Annotated in this window: 20 protein-coding genes; 11 read left to right on the forward strand and 9 right to left on the reverse strand. The window is 72.4% G+C overall.

Going from position 1 to position 23,053, the window contains the following annotated elements; translation table 11 throughout:
- Window positions 1-52 precede the first annotated feature (52 nt).
- The 3 genes from A6A08_RS12755 (at window position 53) to A6A08_RS12765 (ending at window position 3,458) form a co-directional block, all read left to right on the forward strand.
- Window positions 53-1,414 carry an ABC transporter substrate-binding protein gene (locus tag A6A08_RS12755; RefSeq protein ID WP_073702759.1) on the forward strand — a complete coding sequence of 454 codons (1,362 nt, stop codon included), beginning with the start codon at window positions 53-55 and terminating at the stop codon, window positions 1,412-1,414.
- A 95-nt stretch (window positions 1,415-1,509) separates the two neighbouring features.
- Window positions 1,510-2,487, forward strand: a complete 978-nt coding sequence (locus A6A08_RS12760) for a carbohydrate ABC transporter permease (protein WP_073702760.1) — start codon at window positions 1,510-1,512, stop codon at window positions 2,485-2,487.
- Window positions 2,484-3,458 carry a carbohydrate ABC transporter permease gene (locus A6A08_RS12765; RefSeq protein WP_073702761.1) on the forward strand — a complete coding sequence of 325 codons (975 nt, stop codon included), beginning with the start codon at window positions 2,484-2,486 and terminating at the stop codon, window positions 3,456-3,458. Before A6A08_RS12760 ends, A6A08_RS12765 begins: the two co-directional genes overlap by 4 nt.
- Before the next feature lie 191 nt (window positions 3,459-3,649).
- Here the strand turns inward: A6A08_RS12765 and A6A08_RS12770 are convergent, their stop codons facing one another.
- The 5 genes from A6A08_RS12770 to A6A08_RS12790 all read right to left on the reverse strand — a co-directional run bounded on the left by A6A08_RS12770 (window position 3,650) and on the right by A6A08_RS12790 (window position 8,917).
- Window positions 3,650-4,579, reverse strand: a complete 930-nt coding sequence (locus A6A08_RS12770; protein WP_073702826.1) for a fructosamine kinase family protein — start codon at window positions 4,577-4,579, stop codon at window positions 3,650-3,652.
- 23 nt (window positions 4,580-4,602) lie between these two features.
- Window positions 4,603-5,130 carry a low molecular weight protein-tyrosine-phosphatase gene (locus A6A08_RS12775; RefSeq protein WP_073702762.1) on the reverse strand — a complete coding sequence of 176 codons (528 nt, stop codon included), beginning with the start codon at window positions 5,128-5,130 and terminating at the stop codon, window positions 4,603-4,605.
- A gap of 103 nt (window positions 5,131-5,233) precedes the next feature.
- Window positions 5,234-5,668, reverse strand: coding sequence for a response regulator (locus A6A08_RS12780; RefSeq protein WP_073702827.1), 435 nt, complete (start codon window positions 5,666-5,668; stop codon window positions 5,234-5,236).
- A gap of 28 nt (window positions 5,669-5,696) precedes the next feature.
- Window positions 5,697-7,628, reverse strand: coding sequence for an ATP-binding protein (locus A6A08_RS12785; RefSeq protein ID WP_073702763.1), 1,932 nt, complete (start codon window positions 7,626-7,628; stop codon window positions 5,697-5,699).
- A gap of 23 nt (window positions 7,629-7,651) precedes the next feature.
- Window positions 7,652-8,917, reverse strand: a complete 1,266-nt coding sequence (locus A6A08_RS12790; RefSeq protein ID WP_073702764.1) for a PP2C family protein-serine/threonine phosphatase — start codon at window positions 8,915-8,917, stop codon at window positions 7,652-7,654.
- Window positions 8,918-9,439: 522 nt separating this feature from the next.
- Between A6A08_RS12790 and A6A08_RS12795 the strand changes: the two genes are divergently transcribed.
- The 3 genes from A6A08_RS12795 (at window position 9,440) to A6A08_RS12805 (ending at window position 11,267) form a co-directional block, all read left to right on the forward strand.
- Window positions 9,440-10,126, forward strand: coding sequence for a heme oxygenase (biliverdin-producing) (locus A6A08_RS12795; protein ID WP_073702765.1), 687 nt, complete (start codon window positions 9,440-9,442; stop codon window positions 10,124-10,126).
- A 72-nt stretch (window positions 10,127-10,198) separates the two neighbouring features.
- Window positions 10,199-10,858, forward strand: coding sequence for a TetR/AcrR family transcriptional regulator (locus A6A08_RS12800; RefSeq protein WP_073702766.1), 660 nt, complete (start codon window positions 10,199-10,201; stop codon window positions 10,856-10,858).
- Window positions 10,859-11,009: 151 nt separating this feature from the next.
- Window positions 11,010-11,267 (forward strand): hypothetical protein, encoded by a 258-nt coding sequence (locus tag A6A08_RS12805; RefSeq protein WP_073702767.1) that lies wholly within the window; start codon window positions 11,010-11,012, stop codon window positions 11,265-11,267.
- Window positions 11,268-11,282: 15 nt separating this feature from the next.
- Here the strand turns inward: A6A08_RS12805 and A6A08_RS12810 are convergent, their stop codons facing one another.
- Window positions 11,283-12,188, reverse strand: a complete 906-nt coding sequence (locus A6A08_RS12810; RefSeq protein ID WP_073702828.1) for a PolC-type DNA polymerase III — start codon at window positions 12,186-12,188, stop codon at window positions 11,283-11,285.
- 269 nt (window positions 12,189-12,457) lie between these two features.
- On the opposite strand from A6A08_RS12810, the gene A6A08_RS12815 reads away from it, so the two are divergent.
- Together A6A08_RS12815 and A6A08_RS12820 are read left to right on the forward strand one after the other, a co-directional pair.
- Complete coding sequence (locus A6A08_RS12815; RefSeq protein WP_073702768.1) at window positions 12,458-13,420, forward strand: asparaginase; 963 nt, start codon at window positions 12,458-12,460, stop codon at window positions 13,418-13,420.
- Window positions 13,421-13,463: 43 nt separating this feature from the next.
- Window positions 13,464-14,732, forward strand: a complete 1,269-nt coding sequence (locus A6A08_RS12820) for an NAD(P)/FAD-dependent oxidoreductase (RefSeq protein ID WP_073702769.1) — start codon at window positions 13,464-13,466, stop codon at window positions 14,730-14,732.
- Here the strand turns inward: A6A08_RS12820 and A6A08_RS12825 are convergent.
- A complete protein-coding gene (locus A6A08_RS12825) occupies window positions 14,716-14,907 on the reverse strand; it encodes a ferredoxin (RefSeq protein WP_073702770.1) in 192 nt (63 codons plus the stop codon). The two genes, A6A08_RS12820 and A6A08_RS12825, sit on opposite strands and share 17 nt — an antisense overlap.
- 328 nt (window positions 14,908-15,235) lie before the next feature.
- Here A6A08_RS12825 and A6A08_RS28790 point away from each other — a divergent pair, with 328 nt between their 5' ends.
- Window positions 15,236-17,476: a DUF4153 domain-containing protein gene (locus tag A6A08_RS28790; RefSeq protein ID WP_242422464.1), complete on the forward strand. Its 2,241-nt coding sequence runs from the start codon at window positions 15,236-15,238 to the stop codon at window positions 17,474-17,476.
- 86 nt (window positions 17,477-17,562) lie between these two features.
- Here the strand turns inward: A6A08_RS28790 and pip are convergent, their stop codons facing one another.
- Together pip and A6A08_RS12840 are read right to left on the reverse strand one after the other, a co-directional pair.
- Window positions 17,563-18,519, reverse strand: coding sequence for a prolyl aminopeptidase (gene pip / locus A6A08_RS12835; protein ID WP_073702771.1), 957 nt, complete (start codon window positions 18,517-18,519; stop codon window positions 17,563-17,565).
- Between the two features lie 102 nt (window positions 18,520-18,621).
- Complete coding sequence (locus A6A08_RS12840) at window positions 18,622-19,506, reverse strand: DUF4429 domain-containing protein (protein WP_073702772.1); 885 nt, start codon at window positions 19,504-19,506, stop codon at window positions 18,622-18,624.
- Between the two features lie 321 nt (window positions 19,507-19,827).
- Here A6A08_RS12840 and A6A08_RS12845 point away from each other — a divergent pair, with 321 nt between their 5' ends.
- Together A6A08_RS12845 and A6A08_RS12850 are read left to right on the forward strand one after the other, a co-directional pair.
- Window positions 19,828-21,546, forward strand: a complete 1,719-nt coding sequence (locus A6A08_RS12845) for an AMP-binding protein (RefSeq protein ID WP_073702773.1) — start codon at window positions 19,828-19,830, stop codon at window positions 21,544-21,546.
- Between the two features lie 241 nt (window positions 21,547-21,787).
- Entirely contained in the window at window positions 21,788-22,849 is a 1,062-nt protein-coding gene (locus tag A6A08_RS12850; protein WP_073702774.1) for a 3-deoxy-7-phosphoheptulonate synthase, read from the forward strand.
- Window positions 22,850-23,053: the final 204 nt, after the last annotated feature.

The following is a 23,053-nucleotide window of genomic DNA, read 5'->3' on the forward strand; positions in this document are numbered from 1 at the left end:
CGGCGGCACCGTCCGGTGCCCGTCGACCATCCGGACACGAGGGAGAAGCCCCATGCTGCGACCAGACCGCAAGTCACGTCGCCGACACCTGGCGGTGACGGTGACAGCCGGAAGCCTCCTCCTCACGATCTCGGGCTGCGGCTTCCTCAGCGGCGAGGGGGGCGGCGGCGGCACACCCGACGCCTCCGACGTCGACTGCGCCCCCTTCGAGCAGTGGAGCGACGTCGAGGGCACGGTCGACGTCTACTCGTCCATCCGCGACGAGGAGGCCGAGCGCATGGACCGCTCCTGGGCCGACTTCGAGGCCTGCACCGGCATCGACATCAAGCACGAGGGAAGCGGCGAGTTCGAGGCGCAGCTGCCCATCCGGCTGGAGGGCGGCAACGCTCCCGACCTGGCGCTGATCCCGCAGCCCGGCCTGCTGGAGCGGGTGGTCGAGGACGGCCACGCCGTGCCCGTGGCCGACGGGGTCAGGGCCAACGTCGAGGAGGGATGGGGCGAGGACTGGCGCGGCTACGCCACCTTCGACGGCGAGCTGTACGGCTCCCCCTACGGCGCCAACATGAAGTCGATGGTGTGGTACTCGCCGACCTTCTTCGAGGAGAACGGCTACGAGGTCCCCGAGACCTGGGACGACATGGTGGCCCTCAGCGACGAGATCGCCGACTCCGGCACCAAGCCCTGGTGCGTCGGCTTCGAGTCCGGCGACGCCACCGGCTGGCCCGGCACGGACTGGATCGAGAACGCGGTGCTGCGCGCCTCGGGCACCGACGCCTACAACGACTGGATCTCCCACGACATCCCCTTCGACGACCCGCAGATCGCCGACGCCTTCGACCTGGCCGACGGCATCATCCGCAACCCCGACTACGTCAACGGCACCTTCGGCGGTGTGGACAGCATCGCCGTCACCTCCTTCCAGGAGGCGGGCCTGCCCCTGCTCGACGGCGGCTGCGCGATGTACATGATGGGCTCGTTCTACTCGGCGCAGTTCGAGGAGGACGTCGTGGTGGCCGAGGACGGCGACGTCTACGGCTTCGTCCTGCCCCCGCTGGAGGCCGGTGCCGAGGTCCCGGTCATGGGCGGCGGCGAGTTCGCCGTCCCCTTCGCCGACCGGCCCGAGGTGGCGGCGGTGCACGAGTACCTGTCCACCCCGGAGTACGCCAACAGCCGCGCCTCCGAGGGCGCCTGGGTGTCGGCCAACAAGAACATGGACACCTCCGTCATCGAGGACCCCGCGTCCCAGTTCGCGGCCGAGGTCCTGCTCGCGCCGGACACCGTCTTCCACTTCGACGCCAGTGACTCGATGCCCTCCTCCGTGGGGACCGACGTCTTCTGGACCGGCATGGTCGACTGGGTCACCGGCAGCTCCACCGACGACGTCCTGGAGACCATCGAGTCGTCCTGGCCCTGATCGGGCGCCCTGACCGGGCTCCCGTTCCCTGACCGCACGGGGCCCGGCCCGAGAGGCCGGGCCCCGTCACCCCTGCAGACCGACAAGGGGTCTCCATGGAGTACTCGTTCCTGTACGAGCTTCCCAAGATCGTGTGGATGCTCATCGGGATCGCCGCCTTCCTGGGCGTCATCGGCCTGATGCTCGTCCTGGTCGACGTGCCGCGCACCCGGCGCGACCGCTGGCAGGCGTTCCTCTTCCTCGCACCGGCCCTGCTCCTCCTGCTCGGCGGGCTCGTCTACCCGGTGCTGCGCACGACCATGCTGTCCTTCCACGACCGCTCCGGCGAGGAGTTCGTGGGACTGGCCAACTACCTCTGGATGTTCCAGCGGCCGGAGATCCTGCTGGTCCTGCGCAACACCCTGCTGTGGGTGGTGTTCGCCCCCACCCTGGCCACCGCCATCGGACTGCTCTACGCCGTCCTCATCGACCGCTCCCGGTTCGAGTCGGTCGCCAAGTCGCTGGTGTTCATGCCGATGGCGATCTCGTTCGTCGGCGCCAGCATCATCTGGCGGTTCGTCTTCGCCTACCGGCCCGCCGAACAGGAGCAGTACGGGCTGTTCAACCAGATCGTGGTCTGGCTGGGCGGGGAACCGAGGCTGTGGCTGCTCGAACAGCCGCTCAACAGCTTCCTGCTGATCCTGGTGCTGATCTGGGTGCAGGCCGGCTTCGCAATGGTCGTGCTGTCGGCGTCGATCAAGGCGATCCCGGCGGAGATCATCGAGGCCGCGCGCATCGACGGTGCCGGCCCCTGGCAGCTGTTCACCCGGATCACGCTGCCCTCGGTGTGGCCGACCCTGCTGGTCGTGCTCATCACCATCACGGTGCAGACCCTGAAGGTCTTCGACATCGTCCGCACCATGACCGGCGGCAACTACGGGACCAGCGTGATCGCCAACGAGATGTACAGCCAGGCCTTCCAACAGGGCCAGCTCGGTCAGGGCTCGGCCCTGGCGGTGTTCCTGTTCGTCCTGGTCGTGCCGCTGGTGATCGTGCAGATCCGCCGCAACCGCAAGGCAAGGGAGCTGGTATGACGACCCCTCCGACGACCCCCGTCGTCGCCGAGGCACCCGGCAGCCCCTCCCGCGACCCGCAGGGGGGCGCGGCCGGCCGGGTGCGCCGCCGGCTGGTCGGTTCGGCGGCCGGCCTCGCAGCGCTCGTGATCGCCGTGCTGTGGACGGTGCCCACCGCGGGCCTGCTCGTCTCCTCGTTCCGGCCCGCCGACCAGATCCACACCACCGGGTGGTGGACGTTCCTCGCCTCACCCGAGGTGACCCTGGACAACTACCGGGAGGTGCTGTTCGGCGGCGGGAGCGACGGGCAGCTGATCACCTACTTCGTCAACTCCCTCGTGATCACGCTCCCCTCCACGGTGTTCGTGCTGGGCGTGGGGGCGCTCGCGGCGTACGCGCTGGCCTGGATCGACTTCCGGGGCCGGGACTGGCTCTTCCTGGGGATCTTCGCGCTGCAGATCGTCCCGCTGCAGATGTCGCTGGTCCCGCTGCTGCGGTTCTTCTCGCAGGGGGTGTCGGTCGGCGGGACGCAGATCCTGCCCGCGTGGGAGCTGACGGGCGCCATGGCCTTCACCAACGTGTGGGTGGCGCACACGATCTTCGGCCTGCCGCTGGGCATCTTCCTGCTGCACAACTTCGTCTCGCAGCTGCCGAAGTCCCTGTTCGAGGCGGCCCGGGTGGACGGCGCCGGGCACGGGCACATCTTCACCCGTATCGTGCTGCCGCTGATCGCCCCGGCGCTGGTGTCGCTGGGCATCTTCCAGTTCCTGTGGGTGTGGAACGACCTCCTGGTGGCGCTGATCTTCACCGGGGGCGACGGCTTCACCGCGCCGCTGACCGTCCGCCTCGCCGAGATGGCCGGAACGCGCGGAGAGGACTGGCACCGGCTCACCGCGGGGGCCTTCGTGTCGATGGTCGTGCCGCTGGCCGTGTTCTTCCTGCTGCAGCGCTACTTCGTGCGCGGCCTGCTGGCGGGCAGCGTCAAGGGCTGAGGACCGCCCCGGCCGGAGCGCGCGGTCCCATGCCGCACCGGCCGTCGGCGGGCCTCACGCCCCCGGCCGCTCCGGGCGCCGCACGAAGCGGCGCCCGGGGCCGCACGGCCGGAGCGGATGCTCCGGCAGCCGCAGGGCCGAGGCGGCCGGTCGGCGCGGAGCCGCCCCGCAGGAGGTCGCCCAGGGGCCGCTCAGCCGCCGCGCAGGGCGGTACGGGCCGCCTCCAGGGCCGTGGTCCGGTAGGCGGCGCCGAACAGGCACACGTGCACCAGCAAAGGGTGCAGCTGGTGCAGGGCCGCCCGCGACCGCCAGCCGGAGGCCAGCGGCGCCACCTCGTTGTAGGCGTCGCGGACCCGTTCCAGGTGGGGCAGGCCGAACAGGGCCAGCATGGCCAGGTCGGCCTCACGGTGGCCGCCGTGCGCGGCCGGGTCGACCAGTACCGCGTCCTGCTCCCGCCAGAGCACGTTGCCGCTCCACAGGTCCCCGTGCACGCGCGCGGGCGGTTCGGGGTCGCCCGCCAGGTCCTCCACCGAGTCGACGACCTTCTCCACCACGCGGGCGTCGTTCGGTGTGAGCGCGCCCTGGTCCAGGGCCCGGCGCAGGTAGGGGCGCAGCCGCTGCTCGGCGTAGAAGCGCGGCCAGTCGTCGGAGGGGGTGTTGTCCATGGGCAGCGGCCCGATGTAGCCGGGCCAGTCGGCGCCGAAGCGGTCGGCGCCGGTCATGTGCATCCCGGCCAGCTGGCGCCCGAGCCGCTCGGCGGCCTGGACCGTGGGTTCGCACTCCTCCACCCACGGCAGGACGAGGATGCGCTCGTCCCAGGCCAGGACGTCGAGGGCGGGCGAGCCGAAGGCGCGGCCCAGCCACTCCAGCCCCCGCGCCTCGGCGGTGAGCACCCCGCTCGACGGGGCGCCCCGGGGCAGGGCCTTGACGAACAGGCGGGTGCCGTCGGCGAGCTCGGCGTAGGAGATGTCCCAGTCGTGGCTGCTCCCGGCCCGGGCCGCGCGCCTGACGTCGCGGTCGAGCAGGACGCCCAGGCGCTCGGCCATGGTGCCGCCGACCGGGTCCCTGCGGCGTCTCTCCCCGGACCCGTCGCCGTCGTCCCCGCCTCCGAACGCCCGCACGATCGATCCCCTCTCCCCCGGCACTACCGCCTCAACCGGACGACGAGCTCGCTGGTGAGGCCCTTGGCCGCGGCCTCCACCATGTTCAGGACGGCGGTGAACCCGTCGTCGCCGCCGTAGTAGGGGTCCGGGACCTCCGGGTTGGGGCCGCTGTCGGGCGCGAAGGAGCGGAAGAGGCGCAGGCGCGACATGTCGAACCCGTACTCGTCGCCGTGCTCGTCGACGGCGCGCCGCAGTTCGTCGACGTTGTCCAGGTCCATGGCCAGGACGAGGTCGCGGGTGGCGAGGTCGGCGGGGTCGAACTGACGGGCGGTGTGGCTGGTGAGGTATCCGTGCACGCGCAGGGTGGAGGCCGCGCGCGGGTCCATGCCGCCGCCCACGTGCCAGTCGCCCGTGCCGGAGCTGTCCACCTCCACGAGCTCGCTCAGTCCTGCCCGTTCGAGGTCGGCGGTGAGGACCTTCTCGGCCATGGGCGACCGGCAGATGTTGCCCAGGCACACCACACTGACACGGTAGGGACCAGCGGGATCACGCGGTTCCGGCAAGCTCATGCCTCTTACCGTAACGAAAAACCGCTGCGCCCACGCGGTCCCGCCCCCGCGCGTTCGCACCGCCCTTCGGGGACGGGGCGGCGGGAGGGGCCGGGAGACGGCGTCAGCCCTTGGGGAGGCGAACCACGCTGACGAAGAAGTCGTCGATCTGGCGGACCACCCGGATGAACTGCTCGAAGTCCACCGGTTTGGGCACGTAGGCGTTGGCGTGCAGGCGGTAGCTGCGCAGCACGTCCTCCTCCGCCTCGGAGGTGGTGAGCACCACCACGGGGATGTGCGCGAGGTCGTCGTCGTTCTTGACCTCCTCCAGCACCTCGCGGCCGTCCTTGCGGGGCAGGTTGAGGTCGAGGAGGATCAGGTGGGGCCGGGGCGCGTCGGCGAACTCTCCCTCGCGACGCAGGAAGCGGAGCGCCTCGACGCCGTCGGAGACCACGTGCAGGCGGTTGCCCAGCTTGTGTTCCTCGAACGCCTCCTTGGTCATCAGGACGTCACCGGGATCGTCCTCGACCAGCAGCACCTCGATGGGATGCACCAACATGACCTCGCTCAAGCTTCAGACCCCTGCCTCAGGGCCCCGCCCCGTGGCCGGGGGGAACCGTACCGCCACCGGTGTCGGGTGGAGCGGACCGGGCGCCGCCGGATCCGTCGTCCGGTCCGGCGCCTTCGTCCTCCTCCGGGGAACCCGTACCCGTGGACTGTCGTGCGGCCGTCGGAGCCGAGTCCTCGGGGGTTGCGGTCTCGGCGTCCTCGGTGCCCTCGACTCCGTTATCGCTGGGAGCGGTTCCGGCGGTTCCCCCCTCGGGGACCGCGTTCTCCTCCTGCTCGGAGTCGACGGGCAAGGACCAGCATATGCGGGTTCCGGTCTGACCGGAGTTCTCTTGCTCTGAGGTTTCGGGCACCTCGGGGTCGCGCGAACCGGTGTCCAGCCAGATCCGCCCCCCGTGGAACTCCACGATCTTCTTGCACATCGCCAGGCCGATGCCCGTCCCCGTGTACTTGTCCCTGGTGTGCAGCCGCTGGAAGATCACGAAGATGCGCTCGGCGTACTGGGGTTCGATCCCGATCCCGTTGTCCGCGCAGCAGAACACCCACTCGTCCTCGCGCCGCTCGGCGCTGATGTGGACGCGGGGGTCCTCCTCGCCGCGGAACTTCACGGCGTTGCCCACCAGGTTGAAGAACACCTGGGTGAGCAGGGTGCGGTCGCCCTGCACGGTCGGCAGCGGGTCCCAGGTGACCTCCGCGTCCACCTCCTCCAGGCGGGTGGACAGGCTGCTCAGCGCGTCGTCCAGGGCGCCGTCCAGGGGAACGGGGGCGAAGTTCCTGGTCCGGCCGACCCGGGAGAAGGCCAGCAGGTCGTTGATGAGGGTCTGCATGCGCTTGGCACCCTCGACCGCGAAGTCGATGTAGGAGTCGGCGCGCTCGTCCAGCTGTCCCTGGTAGCGGCGCTGGAGCAGCTGGCAGAAGCTCGCCACCTTGCGCAGGGGCTCCTGGAGGTCGTGGGAGGCGACGTAGGCGAACTGCTCCAGCTCCAGGTTGGAGCGGCGCAGCTCCTCGGTCTGGTTCTCCAGGAGGGTGGACTGCTCCTGGAGCTTGCGCCGGGCGGAGGCGACCTCCTCCAGGTCGTGCACGATGCGCTCGCGCATGGCGTCCACGTCCCGGCCCAGCCGGACGATCTCCGGCGGGCCGTGCAGGGAGATCCGGTGCGCGTAGTAGCCCTCCGACACCTGGCGCATGTGGCCCGCCAGCTCGTCCAGGGGACGCAGCACCCACTGCTGGAGCATCACCCACAGGAACACCGACAGGAACACCACGACCAGGCCGACCAGGACCAGCAGGGCGACGACCTGCTGGGTGGCCAGGGCCAGGCCGTCGCGGGCCTCGTTGATCTCGGCCTTCAGCTGCTGGGCGGTGGTGTCGCTGATCCGGGTGAGCTCCAGGAACAGGATCCGGCCGCGCCGCAGGTCCTCCTGGGAGATCTCCTGGCCGCTGCTGACCTGCTCCAGGGCGGGCTCGGCGAACTCCTCGGTCCACACCCGGCCCGCGGTGAGCATGTCGTCGACGTTGGCGGCCACCTCGGGGTTGTCCTCGGCCAGCTGGGCCAGGGAGGCCCGGTGCTCCGCCAGGGTCAGCTGGCTCTCGACGTAGGGCTGGAGGAACTCGCGGTCCTCGGTGAGGATGTAGCCGCGCAGGGCGTGGTCCTGGGTGAGGTAGGCCCCGCTGGTCTGCTCGACGGCGCTCACCGCGGGGGTCAGGGAGTCGACCTGCAGGTTGAGGGACTCACGGGCCTCCAGCGCGGCCAGGGTGATGACCGACACCGCCACGACCAGGACCACGGCGACCACGGTCAGCAGGCTGGTGACGCGCCGCCGCAGGCTCCACGACTCTCGGGGGAGGCGTCCGCGTTCACGGCCCGCGCCGTTGACGAAGTGCGTGCCGCCGGTGGAGGCACCACCGCGCACGCCGGTGTCCGGGGCCGGCCCGGATCCCTCGGTCTCCATGGCCGTCTCCTCTCCGGGCTCTCTCACCCGGGCTCTCCGTGGGTGATGAGCAGCATCGCCACGTCGTCCTGGAGCGGTCCGCCGTTGCTGCTCTCCGCCTCGTCCACCAGTCGTTCGGGCAGCCGGGCCAGGGAGGCGTCCTGTGCCAGCACCCCGGTGACCATGCGGCGCAGGCCCGCGACCTCCAGGCGCGCGGGCGGGGCGCCGTCGTAGGCGTCCACGAGTCCGTCGGTGTAGAAGAGCATGGTCGACCCGACGGGGAGCACGATCTCGTCGATGTCGGTCTGCTCGACCGGGAAGACGCCCAGAGGGGGCTGCGGGGTGACCGGGGTCTCCTCCACGGCGCCGTCGCGCAGGACCATGGGCGGCGGGTGCCCCAGGACGCGGAGCCTGACCCGGTCGTCGCCGGTGTCCATGCTCGCCATGCACAGCGTCGCGTACAGCTCCTCCTGCGCGCGTTCGCTGACCAGGATGCGCTCCAGGTTGGGCAGGACGAGCTCCTCGTCGACGCCGCCCATGATGAGGGCGCGCCAGGCGATGCGCAGGCTGACGCCGAGGGCGGCCTCGTCGGGGCCGTGTCCGCTGACGTCGCCGATGATGACGTGGGTGGTGCCGTCCTTCTCGACCGCGTCGTAGAAGTCCCCGCCGACCAGGGCGCGCTTGCGACCGGGGCGGTAGTAGGCGCGGTGCTCCAGCGGCGAGCGCTGGAGGAGGACCTGGGGCAGTAGTCCGCGTTCGAGGCGCATGTTCTCGCGGGCGCGCAGGCGGGCCTCGCGGAGCTGGTTGGCGTTCTCGTCGGCGCGGCGCCGTTCGAGGGAGTAGCGCAGGCTGCGTCCGAGCAGGGAGCCGTCGACCTGCCCCTTGACGAGGTAGTCCTGGGCGCCCGCGGACACGGCGGCGATGCCCTCGTGCTCGTCGTCGAGCCCCGTGAGGACGACGACGGCCGCGCGGGGCGCGCTCTCCAGGACCTCGCGGAGCAGGTCCAGGCCCTGGGCGTCGGGGAGGTTGAGGTCGAGCAGCACGCAGCCGCGGAACCCCTCCAGGTGCTCGCGCGCCTCACCGAGGGTCGGTACCCAGGTGATGCGCGTGGTCAGGGCGGTCTCGTCGAGCAGTTCCTCGGCGAGGAAGGCGTCGCCCGGATCGTCTTCGATCAGTAGGACGTCAACCGATTCGACGTTGGCCTCCACCCGCTCGTTCGCGACGGTGTCGTCGTCCAGGAAGGCACCGTCGTACGAGGCGGCGCCTGTGGCGGAGGCGGCCTGTGCCGCCTCCCCGCCGATCACCGTCACGGGATCGTGCTCTGTTCTCCTGGTATCCACTCATCGCCCTTGGTCTGCCGGTCCGTGGGGTGCTCTCGCGCCGCATGGCCCCGGGGACACCCGGGGCTCTTCCCAACGGCTCGGACCGCACGGCATCCAAACGATAATCGCCCCGGCGACCTGTTGACCAGCGACCGTGACGAGACACATCCGACGCCGACGGACGGAACCGTTGCGCCGTCGCGCCTGCGAGAGAACCCGGTCCCCGCCCGGGACGGGGTCACGGAAGGACTCCCCACACCTGGACGGAACGGGCATATGCGCGTGCGGAAGCACGTGCGCGGTGTGACGGGGGACACGCCTGGAACCAAGCGGAGCCTACCCGAGATCCCACCCGGCCCTCCCCTGACCCGCGCGGACGTGCCCGAGGGCTCGTCCGGCGTGGGGTGGGGACGATTTTTCGTGACAGGTTGTCGTATCCGCCTTGACAGTGGCGGACATCTAAATGACATGATGTCATAAAACGTGCGGCACGGAAGGCGGACGGCACCGATGAGCACAGCGGCCGAGGTCCCCACGACGTCTGTCCCCGACCCCCCGTCGTTCTCCGAGCGGCTCAGGGCCGCGACCTGGAACGACCACCAGGCCGCGGAGGACCACGGGTTCGCCCGGGCCCTCCTGGACGGCACACTCCCCCTGGCCGGGTACACCGGGATGGTCGCCCAGCACTACTTCGCCTACGTCGCCCTGGAGGAGACCGGCGGGCTGCTGGCGGAGGACCCCGTCGCCGGTGGGTTCCACCGGCCGGAACTGGAACGGGTCCCCGCGCTGGTCCGCGACCTGGAGCACCTGCTCGGCGCCGACTGGCGCGAGAGGATCTCCCCCACTCCGGCCACCCGCACCTACGTGGCGCGCATCGAGCAGATGGCCGACCGCCCCGAGGGGTTCGTCGCCCACCACTACACCCGCTACATGGGCGACGTGTCCGGGGGCCAGTTCATCCGCCGCGCGGCGGCCAAGGCCTACGGGCTCACCGACGGGGCCGGCGTCGCCTTCTACGTCTTCGACGGGCTGGGCAGCCTCCCCCGGTTCCGCGCCGGGTACCGGGAGCGGCTCGACTCCCTGGACCTGGACGAGACCACCGCGGCCCGCCTGGTGGCCGAGACCCGGCTGGCCTACCAGCTCAACACCGAGGTGTTCGCCGACCTGGGGCGGGAGTACGTGTCCGGCGCCGCATGAAGCTCCGGCGGCCGCTCCCCGGAAAGCGCCGAACCACGCCGCGGCGCCCCCGCGCCGTGACACCATAGGAGGATGCCCAAGATCACGGCGCCGACCATCGCCGCCCACCGTGCCCGTACGCGGGAGCGCATCATGGAGGCCGTCGACGAGCTGATCCGGACCCAGGGGATCGACCGCGTCTCCATGACCGACGTGGCCAACTCCGCGGGGCTGACCCGCACCGCGCTGTACAACTACTTCCCGGACAAGCCCGCGCTGCTCCTGGCGTTCACCGAGCAGGTCAACAGCGCCTTCGTCGAGCGGTACCGGCGCGAACTGCCCTCCGGGGTGTCGGCGGCACGGCGGGTCTCGTCGTTCGTCCGCCTCCAGCTGGAGGGCATCATGGCGCACCCGCACCCGCCGGCCGCCGAGCTCGGGGCCAGCCTCGGCCCCGACGCCTACCAGGCGCTCGCCGCCCACGTGGCGCCCATGCAGCGCCTGCTGACCGAGATCCTGGAGGAGGGCGTCCTCGCGGGCGAGTTCGACCCCCTGCCCGCCGACCACACGGCCCGGCTCACCCTGTCGATGGTCGGCTCCCAACGCCTGCCGCTCGTCAGCGGCGAGATCGACCTGGACGAGACCCACGCGCTGGTCACCCGGTTCGTGCTCCGCGCCCTCGGGGTGGCGACCGAAACCGTCGACACCATCCTGCTCAAACCCACGGGCACCGCGACCCAGGGTGGAAGAGCGTGAGCACCAGGTCATAAGGGCCGGGACCTAACCCTCCGCCACGGCGCCGGCCGGGCGCCCCCAGGTCGCGGCGGCACGGCCCGTCGGCGAGAATCGGTCCCCCGCTCCGCCCCCGGGCGGCCACCCTCCGACCGAGTGTGAGGCCCTCTCCGACGTGTCCCTCGTGCTGATCCTCCTCGGCGCCGCCCTGGTGGCGGTCGCCCTGTTCAACAAGGTGCCCCGCTACGTGCCCGGCCGGCCCCCGGCGCCCCGCCCCGGCCGCGGCTCCGTGGCCACCGCGCGGCACCCCGGGGTCCCCCCGCGCGTGCGCCTGGTCTCGGCCCGGCTCACCGAACAGGGCAGGGCGCTGCTCACCGCGGTCGGCGGCAGCGCCCTGATCGTGGCGTTCTTCCTCACCCTGTCCGGCGTCTGAGCACGGCCCGGCCGCTCAGGCCCCGACGCGGCCGCCCGCCAGCCGCACCAGCAGCCCGCCCGCGGCCGTGGCGGCGATCCCGCCCGTCACGGCGGCGGCCGTGGCCAGCCGCTCCCGGAGACGGGTGTCGCGGTGCGCGGCCGCCTCGGCCGCCACCCGGTCCGCGGCGTCGAAGGCCCCGCCGCACAGCGCCGGGTCCAGTTCGTGGGGCCGCCACCGCGCCCGCCAGGGGCTCAGCGGCTCCAGCCCGCCGGGCGGCGGCGCCGTACGCGGCTTCCAACGGACCGGCGTGTCCGCCGGGCCGGGGGCCGGAGCCGTCGCCGCGGAGCGCTTCGGGGAGGGTCCGGCGTAGCGCAGCTCGCCCGGGGCGTTGGTGAGCATCTCCGTGAGCAGCTTGGCGCAGGCGCGGGCGTCGCCCAGCGCCGTGTGCTGCCCGGTCGGCCAGTCCCCGCTGAGTTGGAAGGAGGCCTTGGGCAGCGAGTACCGCTCCAGGTCCACCTGCGAGCGCAGCGCGCGCAGCGTGCACAGCCCGGGCTGTCCCGCCGGAAGCCCCGCGGGCACCAGTTCCGAGCCGAGGAAGCGCTGCTCGAAGTCGAGGTTGTGGCTGACCACGACCGCGCCGGACAGCAGCCCGGCCAGCCTGGGCACCACCTGGGCGACGGTCGGGGCGCCGACGGTGTCGCTCTCGGAGATGCCGTGGAACTCCCGCCCCCGCACAGGCGCGCGCGGGTCGACCAGCGTGCTGAACTCCTCGACCAGCTTGCCGTCACCGCGCACACGCACCACCGCGATCTCCACGATGCGCGCGCCCTCGCCCGGTTCGAGGCCGGTGGTCTCCATGTCGAGCACCGCGTACTCCAGGTCCGCCGCCCGCATGCCGACCCTGCGCCGGGTCAGCGCGCCCGCCCGCAGCGTTCCCATCGTGTGCCCCACTCCCTCGTCCTGCCGTGTCAGCCGGTCGTTTCTCCTGGTGTGTACCGGCAACGACCCTACTCCCCGCCTCCGACACGGGCCTTCATGCGGACCCCCGCCGCCGCGGGGGCTCCACCGCCGTTCCCCGTGGTCTGGGCGGTCCGCACCCGCCGGGGATCGGAAGAAAGGTGGATTATGTAACGTTCTTAGGCGTGTCCGCCCAGACGAGGGCACCCCACGCACACCCTGCCCCGACCTCAACGGCGAGGAGAGCCCGCATGCCCCAGAGCCCGCTGCCCGAGTACGTCCCCCTGGCGGAGGCCACCCGGTCCGGGATGCTCGAGAACGTCCACTACGGTGCGGTCGTCGGGCTGTCCCCGGACGGCCGGATCGCCTACGCGCGCGGCCCCGTGCACCAGCCCATGTTCCCGCGCTCCTCCGCCAAGCCCTTCCAGGCGCTGGCGATGCTGCGCGCGGGCGCGCCCTTGGAGGGCCCCTCCCTGGCCGTCGCCGCGGGCAGCCACAGCGGTGAGGAGATCCACACCGTCGAGGCCGGGCGCATCCTCGCAGCCGCCGGGCTCACCGCCGACGACCTGCGCTGCCCGCCGGACGTCCCCGGCGGCGCGAAGGCACGCGAGGAGTTCGTCCGCGCCGGCCGCGAGCCCGAGCGCGTGCTGATGAACTGCTCCGGCAAGCACGCGGGCATGCTCTCCGCCTGCGTCGCCCGGGGCTGGAGCACCGGGGACTACCTCGACCCCGGCCACCCCTTCCAGGTGCTCGTGCGCGAGACCATCGAGGAGCTGTGCGAGGAGCCCGTCGCGCACACCGCCGTGGACGGCTGCGGAGCGCCCCAGATGGCCGTCTCCCTGGCCGGGCTGGCCCGGGGCCTGTGGCGGATGCGCACGGCCCCCGAGGGGAGCCCTGAGCGCGCGGTCGTCGACGCGATGAGCGCCCACCCGCTGTACGTCGCGGGCACCGACCGCGTCGACACCGACCTCATGACGCGGATGCCCGGACTGGTCTCCAAGATCGGTGCCGACGGCGTCCTGGTGCTCAGCGCCGCCACCGGCGAGACCGTCGCCGTCAAGATCAGTGACGGGGACGCGGCGGAGCGCGCGCGTACCCTGGTCGCACTCGACGCACTGCGGACCCTCGGTGTGGACGTGTCCCCCGTCCAGGACCGGCTGCGCGTCGACGTCCACGGAGGTGGCGCCCCCGTCGGCGAGGTCCGCCCACTCTGACGACGCCCTCCTTCGAGGGACCACCACCGGAAGGGACACCACAGTGCGGGAGACGCTGAACGACATCGTCATCGTCGGCGCCGGGATGGCGGGGCTGCACACCGCCGAGGCGCTGCGCGAACGCGGGTTCGACGGGCGGCTGACGCTCCTCGGCGAGGAGGCGCACCATCCCTACTCGCGGCCGCCGCTGTCCAAGGAGGTCCTGACCGGTGTGGGGCTGGACCCCTCCGGGGGCGGCCCCGGCTGGCTGGCGGGCCACAAGGCGCTGCGGCTGCGCGACGAGGAGGTCGTGGACGGGCTCGGCCTGGACTTTCGGCCGGGCAGCCGGGCCGTGGGGCTGGACACCGGTGCCCGCGAGGTGCGCGTGGACGGCCCCGACGGCCCCGGGACGGTGCGCTACGACGGCCTGGTGATCGCCACGGGCGCGCGGGCGCGCCGCCCCGCCACCGACCTGGCGGGCGTGCACGTCCTGCGCACACTGGACGACGCCGAGGCGGTGCGGGAGGAGTTCGGCTCCGGCGGGCGCCTGGTGGTGGTCGGGGCCGGCTTCGTCGGCGCCGAGGTGGCGGCCAGCGCCCGCGCCGTGGGCATGGACGTGACGCTGGTGGAGGCGGCTCCCACCCCGCTGACCCGGGTGGTGGACCCGCGGATCGGCGAGGTCCTGACCGAGCTGCACCGGGAGAACGGCGTGGACGTGCGCCTGGGCGTGGGCGTGACCGGTTTCGAGGGCCGGGAGCGGGTGGAGCGCGTCCGCCTGGCCGACGGCTCCGCCGTCGAGGCCTCCCTGGTGGTCGCCGGGATCGGTGTGCACCTGAACACCGAGTGGCTGCGCGGGTCCGGGGTGGAGCTGCTGGCCGACGGTTCGGTGGCGTGCGACGAGTACTCCGCGACGTCGGTGCCGAACGTGTACGCGGTCGGCGACCTGGCGAACTGGCCGCACCCGCGCTACGGCGGGCGGATCCGGCTGGAGCACTGGACCAACGCGGCGGAACAGGGCGAGGCCGCCGCGCGCAACCTGCTCGCGGGCGAGGAGGGGCGCACGCCCTTCACCCCGGTGCCCTACTTCTGGTCCGACCAATACCGGATGAAGATCCAGCTGCTGGGGCAGGGCGCCCCGGCCGATCAGGTCACCTTCGTGCACGGTTCCCCGGAGGACCGAAAGTTCGTGGCCTTCCTCGGCCGGGACGGCATGCTCACCGGTGTGCTGGGGCTGCGCTCCACGCCGCGGACGATGCGCTACCGGGGGCTGCTGGAGAAGCCGACGACGTGGGACGAGGCCCTGGAGGCCGCGGGGGTCACTCCAGCACGGTGATGGCCCGCTTGGGGCACACGCGCTCGGCCTGGCGGACGCGTTCGCGGGACTCGGCGGCGGGCTCCTCGGTGAGCAGGTAGAGGAAGTCGTCGTCGCGGACCTCGAACACCTCCGGGGCCGCGGCCATGCACAGGGCGTTGCTCTCGCACTGGTCGTAGTCGACCTGGACTCGCATCGTCGCTCCTCAACGCGGAAGGCTGTGTGTCGGCGGGCGCGCCCCTGGGGCGTGCTCGGCGGACACATACCCCGCCGCGCGGCGGACGGCACCCACCGGGCGCGGTCCCGGCGCCCTCCTGGACGATCCTGCTCCCGGCGCCCCCTCCCGGCTCCCGCGGTGTCGCCGGGAAGGACCATCGGCGAAGGCCCGCACAGCGGCTTCGCGTGCACCCCAGAGCTTCGCATTCGGCAACAAACCAGACGCTATGTGAACCGTCGGCGGTCGTGCACGGTCACACTCCCGACGGCGCCGAGCCCCTATGGCGCCGTCGGGAAAGGTGCGTGAGGTGAGCGAGAACGAGACCGCCACGGGTTCCGGGGACACGTCGACGACGGGGCCCGCCCCCGCCCCGCCGGGAACGTCCGGGCCGCCCGGCCCTCCCCCGGGTCCGTACCGGTACGGACCTCCTCCGGACGGCCCCCGCCAGTACGGTCCCCCGTTCGAGCACCTTTCCCCCGGGCAGCAGTACCAGCCCGTCTACCACCAGCCGCCCAGGCCCCGGGTGCCGCTGCCCCGGGCTCCCGCGTGGCTGCCGGTCGCCGTGCTCGGCGTCGGCGTGGTGGCCGCGCTGCTGGCCACCCTCGACCGCCCGGGGATCGGCCTGGTCATCACCGGCGTGGCCGCCGGGCTGACCGCGCTCGCCGCGCTCATGGTGCGTCCCGCCATCCCCGAGAGCGGCGTGGAAGAGGAGGAGCCCGGTTCCTCCGAGGACACCGGGGCCGGAGGCGGCCACGCCCTCTCCCCGACCCTTGAGGACGGCCCCGCCGAGAGGGCGGAGGACGGGGCACCGCGACTCGAGGACGCCTCCGACGACGCCGGGGCCGAGGTCACCGAGACAGCCGAGGCCGCCGACACCGGAGCCCGGGCCGGGAGCGGGACCGCCGGAGACCGCGGGGAGCCCGAGGGCGACCGGGTTCCGGACGGGAGGGACGAGGCCGGGGACCCGGCTCCCGACGGAGAGGCCGGGGACGCGGCACCCGGGGACGGCGGTTCCCCCGAGGCCTTCCCCGCCTCCGAGACCACCGGAGCCGACGGCGGCGCCGGAACCGGCGGATCCGCCGAGGCGGTGGACGCAGGAGGAAGGGCGGCGGGGTCCGGCACCGGCGGCTCCCCCGGAGCACCGTTCCTGTGGAGCACTGACACGGCCTCCGGGCCCGACCGCTACTCCTACACCTGGTCGGCCGTCTACGGCGTGCTCTCCGCCGTCCTACTGTTCACGGCGCTGTTCCGCGACGCGGGCTGGGTGCTCCTCTGGACGCTGACCGCGTCCTTCTTCTTCGCCTCGATGGCCTTCGCCGCGCGCAACCCCGCCTCGCGCCAGGGCGCCGTCGGCGTCCTCACCGGCGCCTTCGCCCTGCTGCGCAACCTGCCCTCCACACCCCGGTTCCTGGCCGCGCCCCTGCGCGGTGCGCGGTCCCGCAACCTGGTCGGACCGGTCGTGCTCACCGTGCTGTTCACGGTCATCCTGCTGCTCGTCTTCGGCCTGCTGTTCGCCCTCGCCGACGCGGTGTTCGCCGGCTACCTGTACCGGGTGTTCTCCGGGCTGTTCTCCGAACCCGGCGCGTTCAACCCGATCGGCGACCTGTTCGCCATGGTGGTGGCCGTCCTCCTCACCGGCGCCGCGGTCCTGGCCGCCCGCCGCCGCCACGCGCCGAAGACCGTTCCCCACCCCGGCCCCGCTGTCACCGAGTCCGACCGGACGCCCCTGCCGGTGTGGGTGTGGACGATCCCGCTCAGCGCCCTGGTCCTGCTGTTCACCGCCTTCCTCGCGGTGCAGGCCGTCGCCATGTTCGGCGGCGAGGACCACGTCCAGCGCGTCGCCGGGGTCACCTACGCCGAGTACGCCCGCCAGGGCTTCTTCCAGCTGGTCGTGGTCAGCGCGCTGGTCCTGGGCGTCATCGCGGTGGCCGTGCGCGTCCTGCCGTCCCGGCCGACCGCCACCCGCACCCTGCGCAACGCCCTGCTCGGGCTGCTGTGCGTGCTCACCCTGGTCATCCTCGCCTCGGCGATGATGCGCCTGCAGCTGTACATCGACGCCTTCGGCCTGACCCGGCTGCGGGCCAGCGCCGAGGCGTGGATCCTGTGGAGCGCCGGGGTGTTCGGCCTGGTGGTCGCGGCGGGCGTGTTCAACACCCTGGGCCGGCCGACGGCCTGGCTGCCCAGGGTCACGGTCGCCCTCTCCGGCGCCGCCCTGGCCGTGTTCGCCTACGGCAACCCCGACCTGCGTATCGCCGAGAGCCACCACGACCCGGACCTGGCCGTGGTCGACACCTGGTACCTGCGCGACCTGTCCACCGACGCGATCCCCGCGCTGATGGAGCTGGAGGAGACCGACCGCGACTGCGCGCTGCTGGGCTTCCAGGACCGTGTGGAGGACCTGGAGGACATGGACCTCGCCTCGTGGAACCTGTCCCGCCACCGGGGGTACCAGCAGCTGGACGAGCTGGGCCTGTTCGAGATCGGCGCCCAGGCGAACCTGGACTGCTCCGTCGACCGCGCGCCCGACCTGCCGGGCCGGTACGACTAGAGGACCGGACACGGAAGGAACGGGACCGCGGCGTGGTGGGCCACCGGTCCCGGGAGGCGCCGCGGCGCCTCCCGGGACCGGTCCGCCTACCGCGCGAAACGGTCGGTCGCCTCGATCAGGTGGTGCAGGATGCCGGGCTCGTTGAACGCGTGCCCGGCGTCGCCCACGATGTGGAAGTCCGCCTCCGGCCACGCCTTGTGCAGGTCGTAGGCGGTACGGACCGGGGTGCACACGTCGTAGCGGCCCTGCACGATCACGCCGGGGATGTCCCGGATCTTCTCCGCCCCGTCGATGAGCTGGTTCGGCGTGAGGAACCCGCCGTTGACGAAGTAGTGGTTCTCGATCCGCGCGAAGGCCAGCGCGTAGTCCTCGTCCGCGTGGTGCTCGCGCAGCGCCTCGTTGGGCAGCAGGGTGACCGTGGACCCCTCCCACACGCTCCACGCCCGCGCCGCCGCCAGGCGCTCCTCCCGGTCCGGGGAGTTGAGGCGACGCGCGTAGGCGGCGATGAGGTCGCCGCGCTCGTCCTCGGGGATGGGCGCCAGGTAGGACTCCCACAGGTCCGGGAAGAGGTGGGAGGCGCCCTCCTGGTAGAACCAGCGCAGCTCGTCCTCGCGCAGGGTGAAGATGCCGCGCACGACCAGCTCGCTGACGCGTTCGGGGTGCTGCTGGGCGTAGGCCAGCGCCAGGCAGCTGCCCCAGGAGCCGCCGAAGACCTGCCAGGTCCGGGCACCGATCATCTCGCGCAGCCGCTCCATGTCCCCCACCAGGGTCCACGTGGTGTTGGTGGACAGGTCGGTGTCCATCCGGCTGGCGTGCGGGGTGGAGCGCCCGCAGTTGCGCTGGTCGAACAGCAGGATCCGGTACCGTTCCGGGTCGAAGAGCCTGCGGTGGTCGGGTGTACAGCCGCCGCCGGGTCCGCCGTGCAGGAACACCACCGGCTTGCCCGCGGGGTTGCCGCACAGCTCCCAGTAGACGCGGTGTCCGTCGCCGACGTCGAGCATCCCCGAGTCGTACGGCTCGATGGGCGGGTACAAGGTACGCAAAGCGAGAGCCCTTTCCTGAACGTTGCCTCCCCGGGCGGCCCCCGGCGGAGGAGGGTGCCGCGGCCGGGGTCGCCGGGAGGGCACCTGGTCGAAGAGCGCCGGTCAGAGCCGGTCGAGGAGCTGGGCCTTCTTGGCGCTGAACTCCTCGTCGGTGAGCAGCCCCTCGGCGTGCAGGCGCCCCAGCTCGCGGATCGTCGCGAAGACCGCCTCGCCGCCGTCGTCGGCCGCTCCCGCTCCGAGCGCGGCGGCCCCGGCCCGGGGCTTCTCCGCCGCGGCGACGTGGGCGTTGACGGTTGCCGCCATCAGCAGGGTCTCCTCGCTGCCCTTGGAGCCGTGCGAGGCCAGCGTGAAGAGGTCGTTGTCCAGCGCGGTGGCCTCGGGGATGGTCACGCCGCGCAGCACGATCCGCAGGTACCCCTCGGTGATGTCGACCGGCGGGTACCACTGGGCGGACTCGATCTCGGACAGCTGGTAGTCGCGGGACTTCTCCTTCTCCTTGACCGTGCTGGCGAGCCAGCCGTCCCACTGCAGGCGCACCCGGGTGCCGTCGAAGGACGCCGACCCCTCGGCGGTGCGCACCTGGAGCGGGGGGCGGGCCACCAGGCCCCTGGCCACCTCGCGCGGGTCGAGCTCCCCGGCGGGGGTCCCCCGGGCGAGGCGGGCCGAGGCGGCGATCTGTTCGGAGAAGTACTCGGCGAGGAGTTCGCCCTCGTGCGGTCCGGTGATCAGCAGCGGAGTGAGCGTGTCATGGCCGGGGACGCCCAGGAGCGCGTAGGGGTCGGTGTCCTCCACCAGCCGCAGCCGCAGCCGCCACCCGTGCTTGCGGCTGCCGCGGTCGAAGTCGACCTCGCGGACGGCGGCCATCGGAACCGAGCAGCCGCCCAAGGACTTGAACAGGGTGGGCACCCTGCGGCCGGAGCCGAAGCGGATACGCACCGTCTCGTCGTCGATCCGCCAGCTTCCGTGGTGTCCGCGAAGTTCCTCCATGTACACCAATCCTAGGCCCAGGCGGATCGGTGCCGAAGAGGCGCCGAAGGCCCGCGCCCGGTCGGCCTCCCGCGTGCGGCGGGACGCCGTGGCGGACTTTCCGGGGAAGGCGCCGGGGCGCCCGCCCGGGGAGGGCGGCGGGAGCGCCGAACCCACGCCGGAGACCATCGGACCGCAGGTCGCAGGCCGTCCCCGGTGAGGCGTCACGGACACGCATCCCGGGTAGGACCAGCGGGGCACACCCGTTCCACCGCCCCTTCCCGGGCGGAGCCGGCGGACAGTGCGGTCGGCGCCCTGTCCCTGAACCGGAGGTCGCCAGAGATGTCGAGAGAGAAGGCCGCCGCGGGTGCGGCGGAGTTCCGCGCCGCACGGGACCTGCTCCTGAGGCACCGCGAGGACCAGGAGAGGGCGCACCGGGAGTTCACCTGGCCCCGGCCGGAACGGTTCAACTGGGCACTGGACTACTTCGACGAGGTGGCCGAGCAGCGTCCGGACCGGACCGCGCTGTGGATCGTGGAGGAGGACGGGAGCCAGGCCAAGTACACCTACCGGCAGATGTCGGAGCGCTCCAGCCAGGTGGCGAACTGGCTGAGCAACCAGGGCGTGCACGCGGGTGACCGGATCATGCTGATGCTCGGCAACCAGGTGGAACTGTGGGAGACCCTGCTCGCCGCGATCAAGCTCGGCGCCGTGGTCGCCCCGACCGCCACCGCCCTGTCCGAGAACGACCTGCTGGACCGGCTGGAGCGCGGCTACATCGCGCACGTGGTCTGCGCGGCGGCCGAGACGGAGAAGTTCGCGTCACTGCGGGGGCACTGGACGCGGATCTGCGTGGGCTACATGGAGGGGTGGCTGAGCTACGCCGACTCCGAGCACGCCGGGCTGGAGTTCCACCCGCCCCACCCCGCGCACCCCGACGACCCCCTGCTGCAGTACTTCACCTCCGGAACGGCCTCCTGGCCGAAGCTGGTCACCCACACCCAGCGCTCGTACCCGGTGGGGCACCTGTCGACCATGTACTGGCTTGGCGTGCAGCCGGGCGACATCCACCTGAACGTGTCCGCGCCCGGCTGGGCCAAGCACGCCTACAGCAGCGTGTTCGCGCCGTGGAACGCAGAGGCGACGGTGCTGGTGGTCAACCAGGAGCGGTTCGACGCCGAACGGCTGATGGACGAGGTGGTGCGCTGCGGGGTGGACGTCCTGTGCGCGCCGCCCACGGTGTGGCGGATGCTCCTGCGGACCGACCCGGCCTCGTGGGACGTGGGGCTGCGCGAGGCGGTGGCCTCCGGCGAGCCGCTCAACGCCGACGTGGTGGAGTGGGTCCGCGAGGCGTGGGGGGTGACTGTGCGCGACGGGTTCGGACAGACCGAGACGACCATGCTGCTCGGCAACGGCCCCGGCCAGGAGGTGGTGCCCGGGTCGATGGGGCGGGAACTGCCCGGGTACGACGTACTCCTGACGGATCCGGTCACCGACGAGCCGTCCGGCACCGGGCAGGTCTGCGTGGACCTGACCGAGGTGCCCGTGGGGCTGATGAAGGGCTACGTCGACGACTCCGACCTCACCCGGTCGGTAACCCGCGGCGGCCTCTACCGAACCGGTGACATCGCCAGTCGGGATTCGAACGGCTACATTACCTATATCGGCCGATCCGACGATGTGTTCAAGGCCTCAGATTACCGGATCTCACCATTTGAGCTCGAAAGCGTTCTGGTCGAGCACGAATACGTGGCGGAGGCCGCCGTCGTCCCCTCGCCCGACCCGCTGCGGCGCGCGGTGGCCAAGGCGTACGTGGCCCCGGTCGAGGGGGTGGCGCCCGACGCCGAGACCGCTCGGGCGATCCTGGCGCACGCGCGCGAGCGCCTGTCGCCGTACAAGAGGGTGCGCCGTCTGGAGTTCGCCGAGCTGCCCAAGACCGTCTCCGGTAAGATTCGTCGGGTGCAGCTGCGCCGGACCGAGGCCGAGCGCGGCACGGTCACCGACGGCACGCGCAACCCGCACGAGTACTGGGAGGAGGACCTCCCGGGACTGGGGGACTGACCGGTCCGAGGACGGACTCCCGTCTCCCGGACGGAAATTGCCATGGCCCCCACAGAAATTCGTCTCACGAAATGAGACGCTTTTTCGGCCGCGGAACCGGTGTGGTCCTTCCCATCATGCGGCCCGTGCCGAAATAGCCGGTGCGGCCGCGTCGCCCGTGTCCGGCCGCGCTACTGTTTTCACGGTGACAGCTTTCGTGGCGACAGCGAAATAAGGACAGACGGGACCCAAGGGGAACACCATGCCGAGCACGAACGACACACGGGTGGCCAGTTACAAGCCGCTCATCGCCCCCGGGGACCTGCTGGCCGAGCTCCCGCTGGGTCCCGAGCGCAGCTCCCTGGTGGAGGACTCGCGCGCCGAGGTCAAGCGGGTACTGGACGGCGACGACGACCGGCTGCTGGTCGTCGTGGGCCCCTGCTCGGTGCACGATCCCGAATCCGCCATGGACTACGCCCACCGCCTGGCCGAGCTGGTGCCCTCCCTGCGCGACGAGCTGTGCGTGGTGATGCGCGTGTACTTCGAGAAGCCGCGCACCACCGTGGGGTGGAAGGGCCTGATCAACGACCCCGGCCTGGACGACACCTACGACGTGCACCGCGGCCTGCGCACCGCGCGCAAGCTCCTGCTGGACATCAACTCGCTGGGGCTTCCCGCCGGGACCGAGTTCCTCGACCCCATCACCCCCCAGTACATCGCCGACGTCGTCTCCTGGGGCGCCATCGGGGCGCGCACCACGGAGAGCCAGGTGCACCGCCAGCTGAGCAGCGGCCTGAGCACGCCCGTGGGCTTCAAGAACGGCACGGACGGCGACGTGCAGGTGGCCGTGGACGCCGTCGGCGCCGCCGCCGCCTCCCACACCTTCTTCGGGGTCGACCCCGCCGGGGCCGGCTCCGTGGTCGTGACCGAGGGCAACCCGGACTGCCACGTCATCCTGCGCGGCGGCCGCAGCGGCCCCAACTTCGGCGCCGAGCCGGTCAACGCGGCCCTGGACGTCATCGAGGGCTCCGGGCTGCCCCGCCGCCTGATGATCGACGCCAGCCACGCCAACAGCGGCAAGGACCACACCCGCCAGCCCGGTGTGGCCTCCGCGATCGCCGCCCAGGTCGCCGAGGGCCAGAAGGGCATCATCGGCGTCATGCTGGAGAGCTTCATCGTCGAGGGCGCCCAGAAGCTGGGCGACCCGGCCGACCTGACCTACGGCCAGTCGATCACCGACAAGTGCATGGGCTGGGAGACCACCGGCGAGGTGCTCTCCCAGCTGGCCGAGGCGGTGCGCCAGCGCCGCAAGAACGCGGGCTGAGACGGGTCCGGGGCGTCCGCGGCGGGGAGCGCGCCCGCCCGGGCGCCCGGAGCCGGTCCGAGGCCGGCCGGGGGCACGGCCTCCCGGCGGCGGCCCGCCGGTCGCCGGATCACTTCCCGGCGGCCTCCGGGGGCAGGGCCTCCAGCTCCACGAGCATCTCCCGGGCCAGCGGCTCCCGCAGCCCGGCGTCCCCGTCCTCCTCCA

Origin of the sequence: Nocardiopsis sp. TSRI0078, from assembly GCF_001905145.1 — a bacterium.
GTDB lineage: Bacteria > Actinomycetota > Actinomycetes > Streptosporangiales > Streptosporangiaceae > Nocardiopsis.

Coding starts and splice junctions, on each gene's coding strand:
- A6A08_RS12755 (WP_073702759.1), top strand. CDS start 53: ATGCTGCGACCAGACCGCAAGTCACGTCGCCGACACCTGGCGGTGACG.
- A6A08_RS12775 (WP_073702762.1), bottom strand. CDS start 5,130: ATGAGCTTGCCGGAACCGCGTGATCCCGCTGGTCCCTACCGTGTCAGT.
- A6A08_RS12765 (WP_073702761.1), top strand. CDS start 2,484: ATGACGACCCCTCCGACGACCCCCGTCGTCGCCGAGGCACCCGGCAGC.
- A6A08_RS12850 (WP_073702774.1), top strand. CDS start 21,788: ATGCCGAGCACGAACGACACACGGGTGGCCAGTTACAAGCCGCTCATC.
- A6A08_RS12795 (WP_073702765.1), top strand. CDS start 9,440: ATGAGCACAGCGGCCGAGGTCCCCACGACGTCTGTCCCCGACCCCCCG.
- A6A08_RS12780 (WP_073702827.1), bottom strand. CDS start 5,668: ATGTTGGTGCATCCCATCGAGGTGCTGCTGGTCGAGGACGATCCCGGT.
- A6A08_RS12815 (WP_073702768.1), top strand. CDS start 12,458: ATGCCCCAGAGCCCGCTGCCCGAGTACGTCCCCCTGGCGGAGGCCACC.
- A6A08_RS12760 (WP_073702760.1), top strand. CDS start 1,510: ATGGAGTACTCGTTCCTGTACGAGCTTCCCAAGATCGTGTGGATGCTC.
- A6A08_RS12810 (WP_073702828.1), bottom strand. CDS start 12,188: ATGGGAACGCTGCGGGCGGGCGCGCTGACCCGGCGCAGGGTCGGCATG.
- A6A08_RS12840 (WP_073702772.1), bottom strand. CDS start 19,506: ATGGAGGAACTTCGCGGACACCACGGAAGCTGGCGGATCGACGACGAG.
- A6A08_RS12845 (WP_073702773.1), top strand. CDS start 19,828: ATGTCGAGAGAGAAGGCCGCCGCGGGTGCGGCGGAGTTCCGCGCCGCA.
- A6A08_RS12785 (WP_073702763.1), bottom strand. CDS start 7,628: ATGGAGACCGAGGGATCCGGGCCGGCCCCGGACACCGGCGTGCGCGGT.
- A6A08_RS12800 (WP_073702766.1), top strand. CDS start 10,199: ATGCCCAAGATCACGGCGCCGACCATCGCCGCCCACCGTGCCCGTACG.
- A6A08_RS12825 (WP_073702770.1), bottom strand. CDS start 14,907: ATGCGAGTCCAGGTCGACTACGACCAGTGCGAGAGCAACGCCCTGTGC.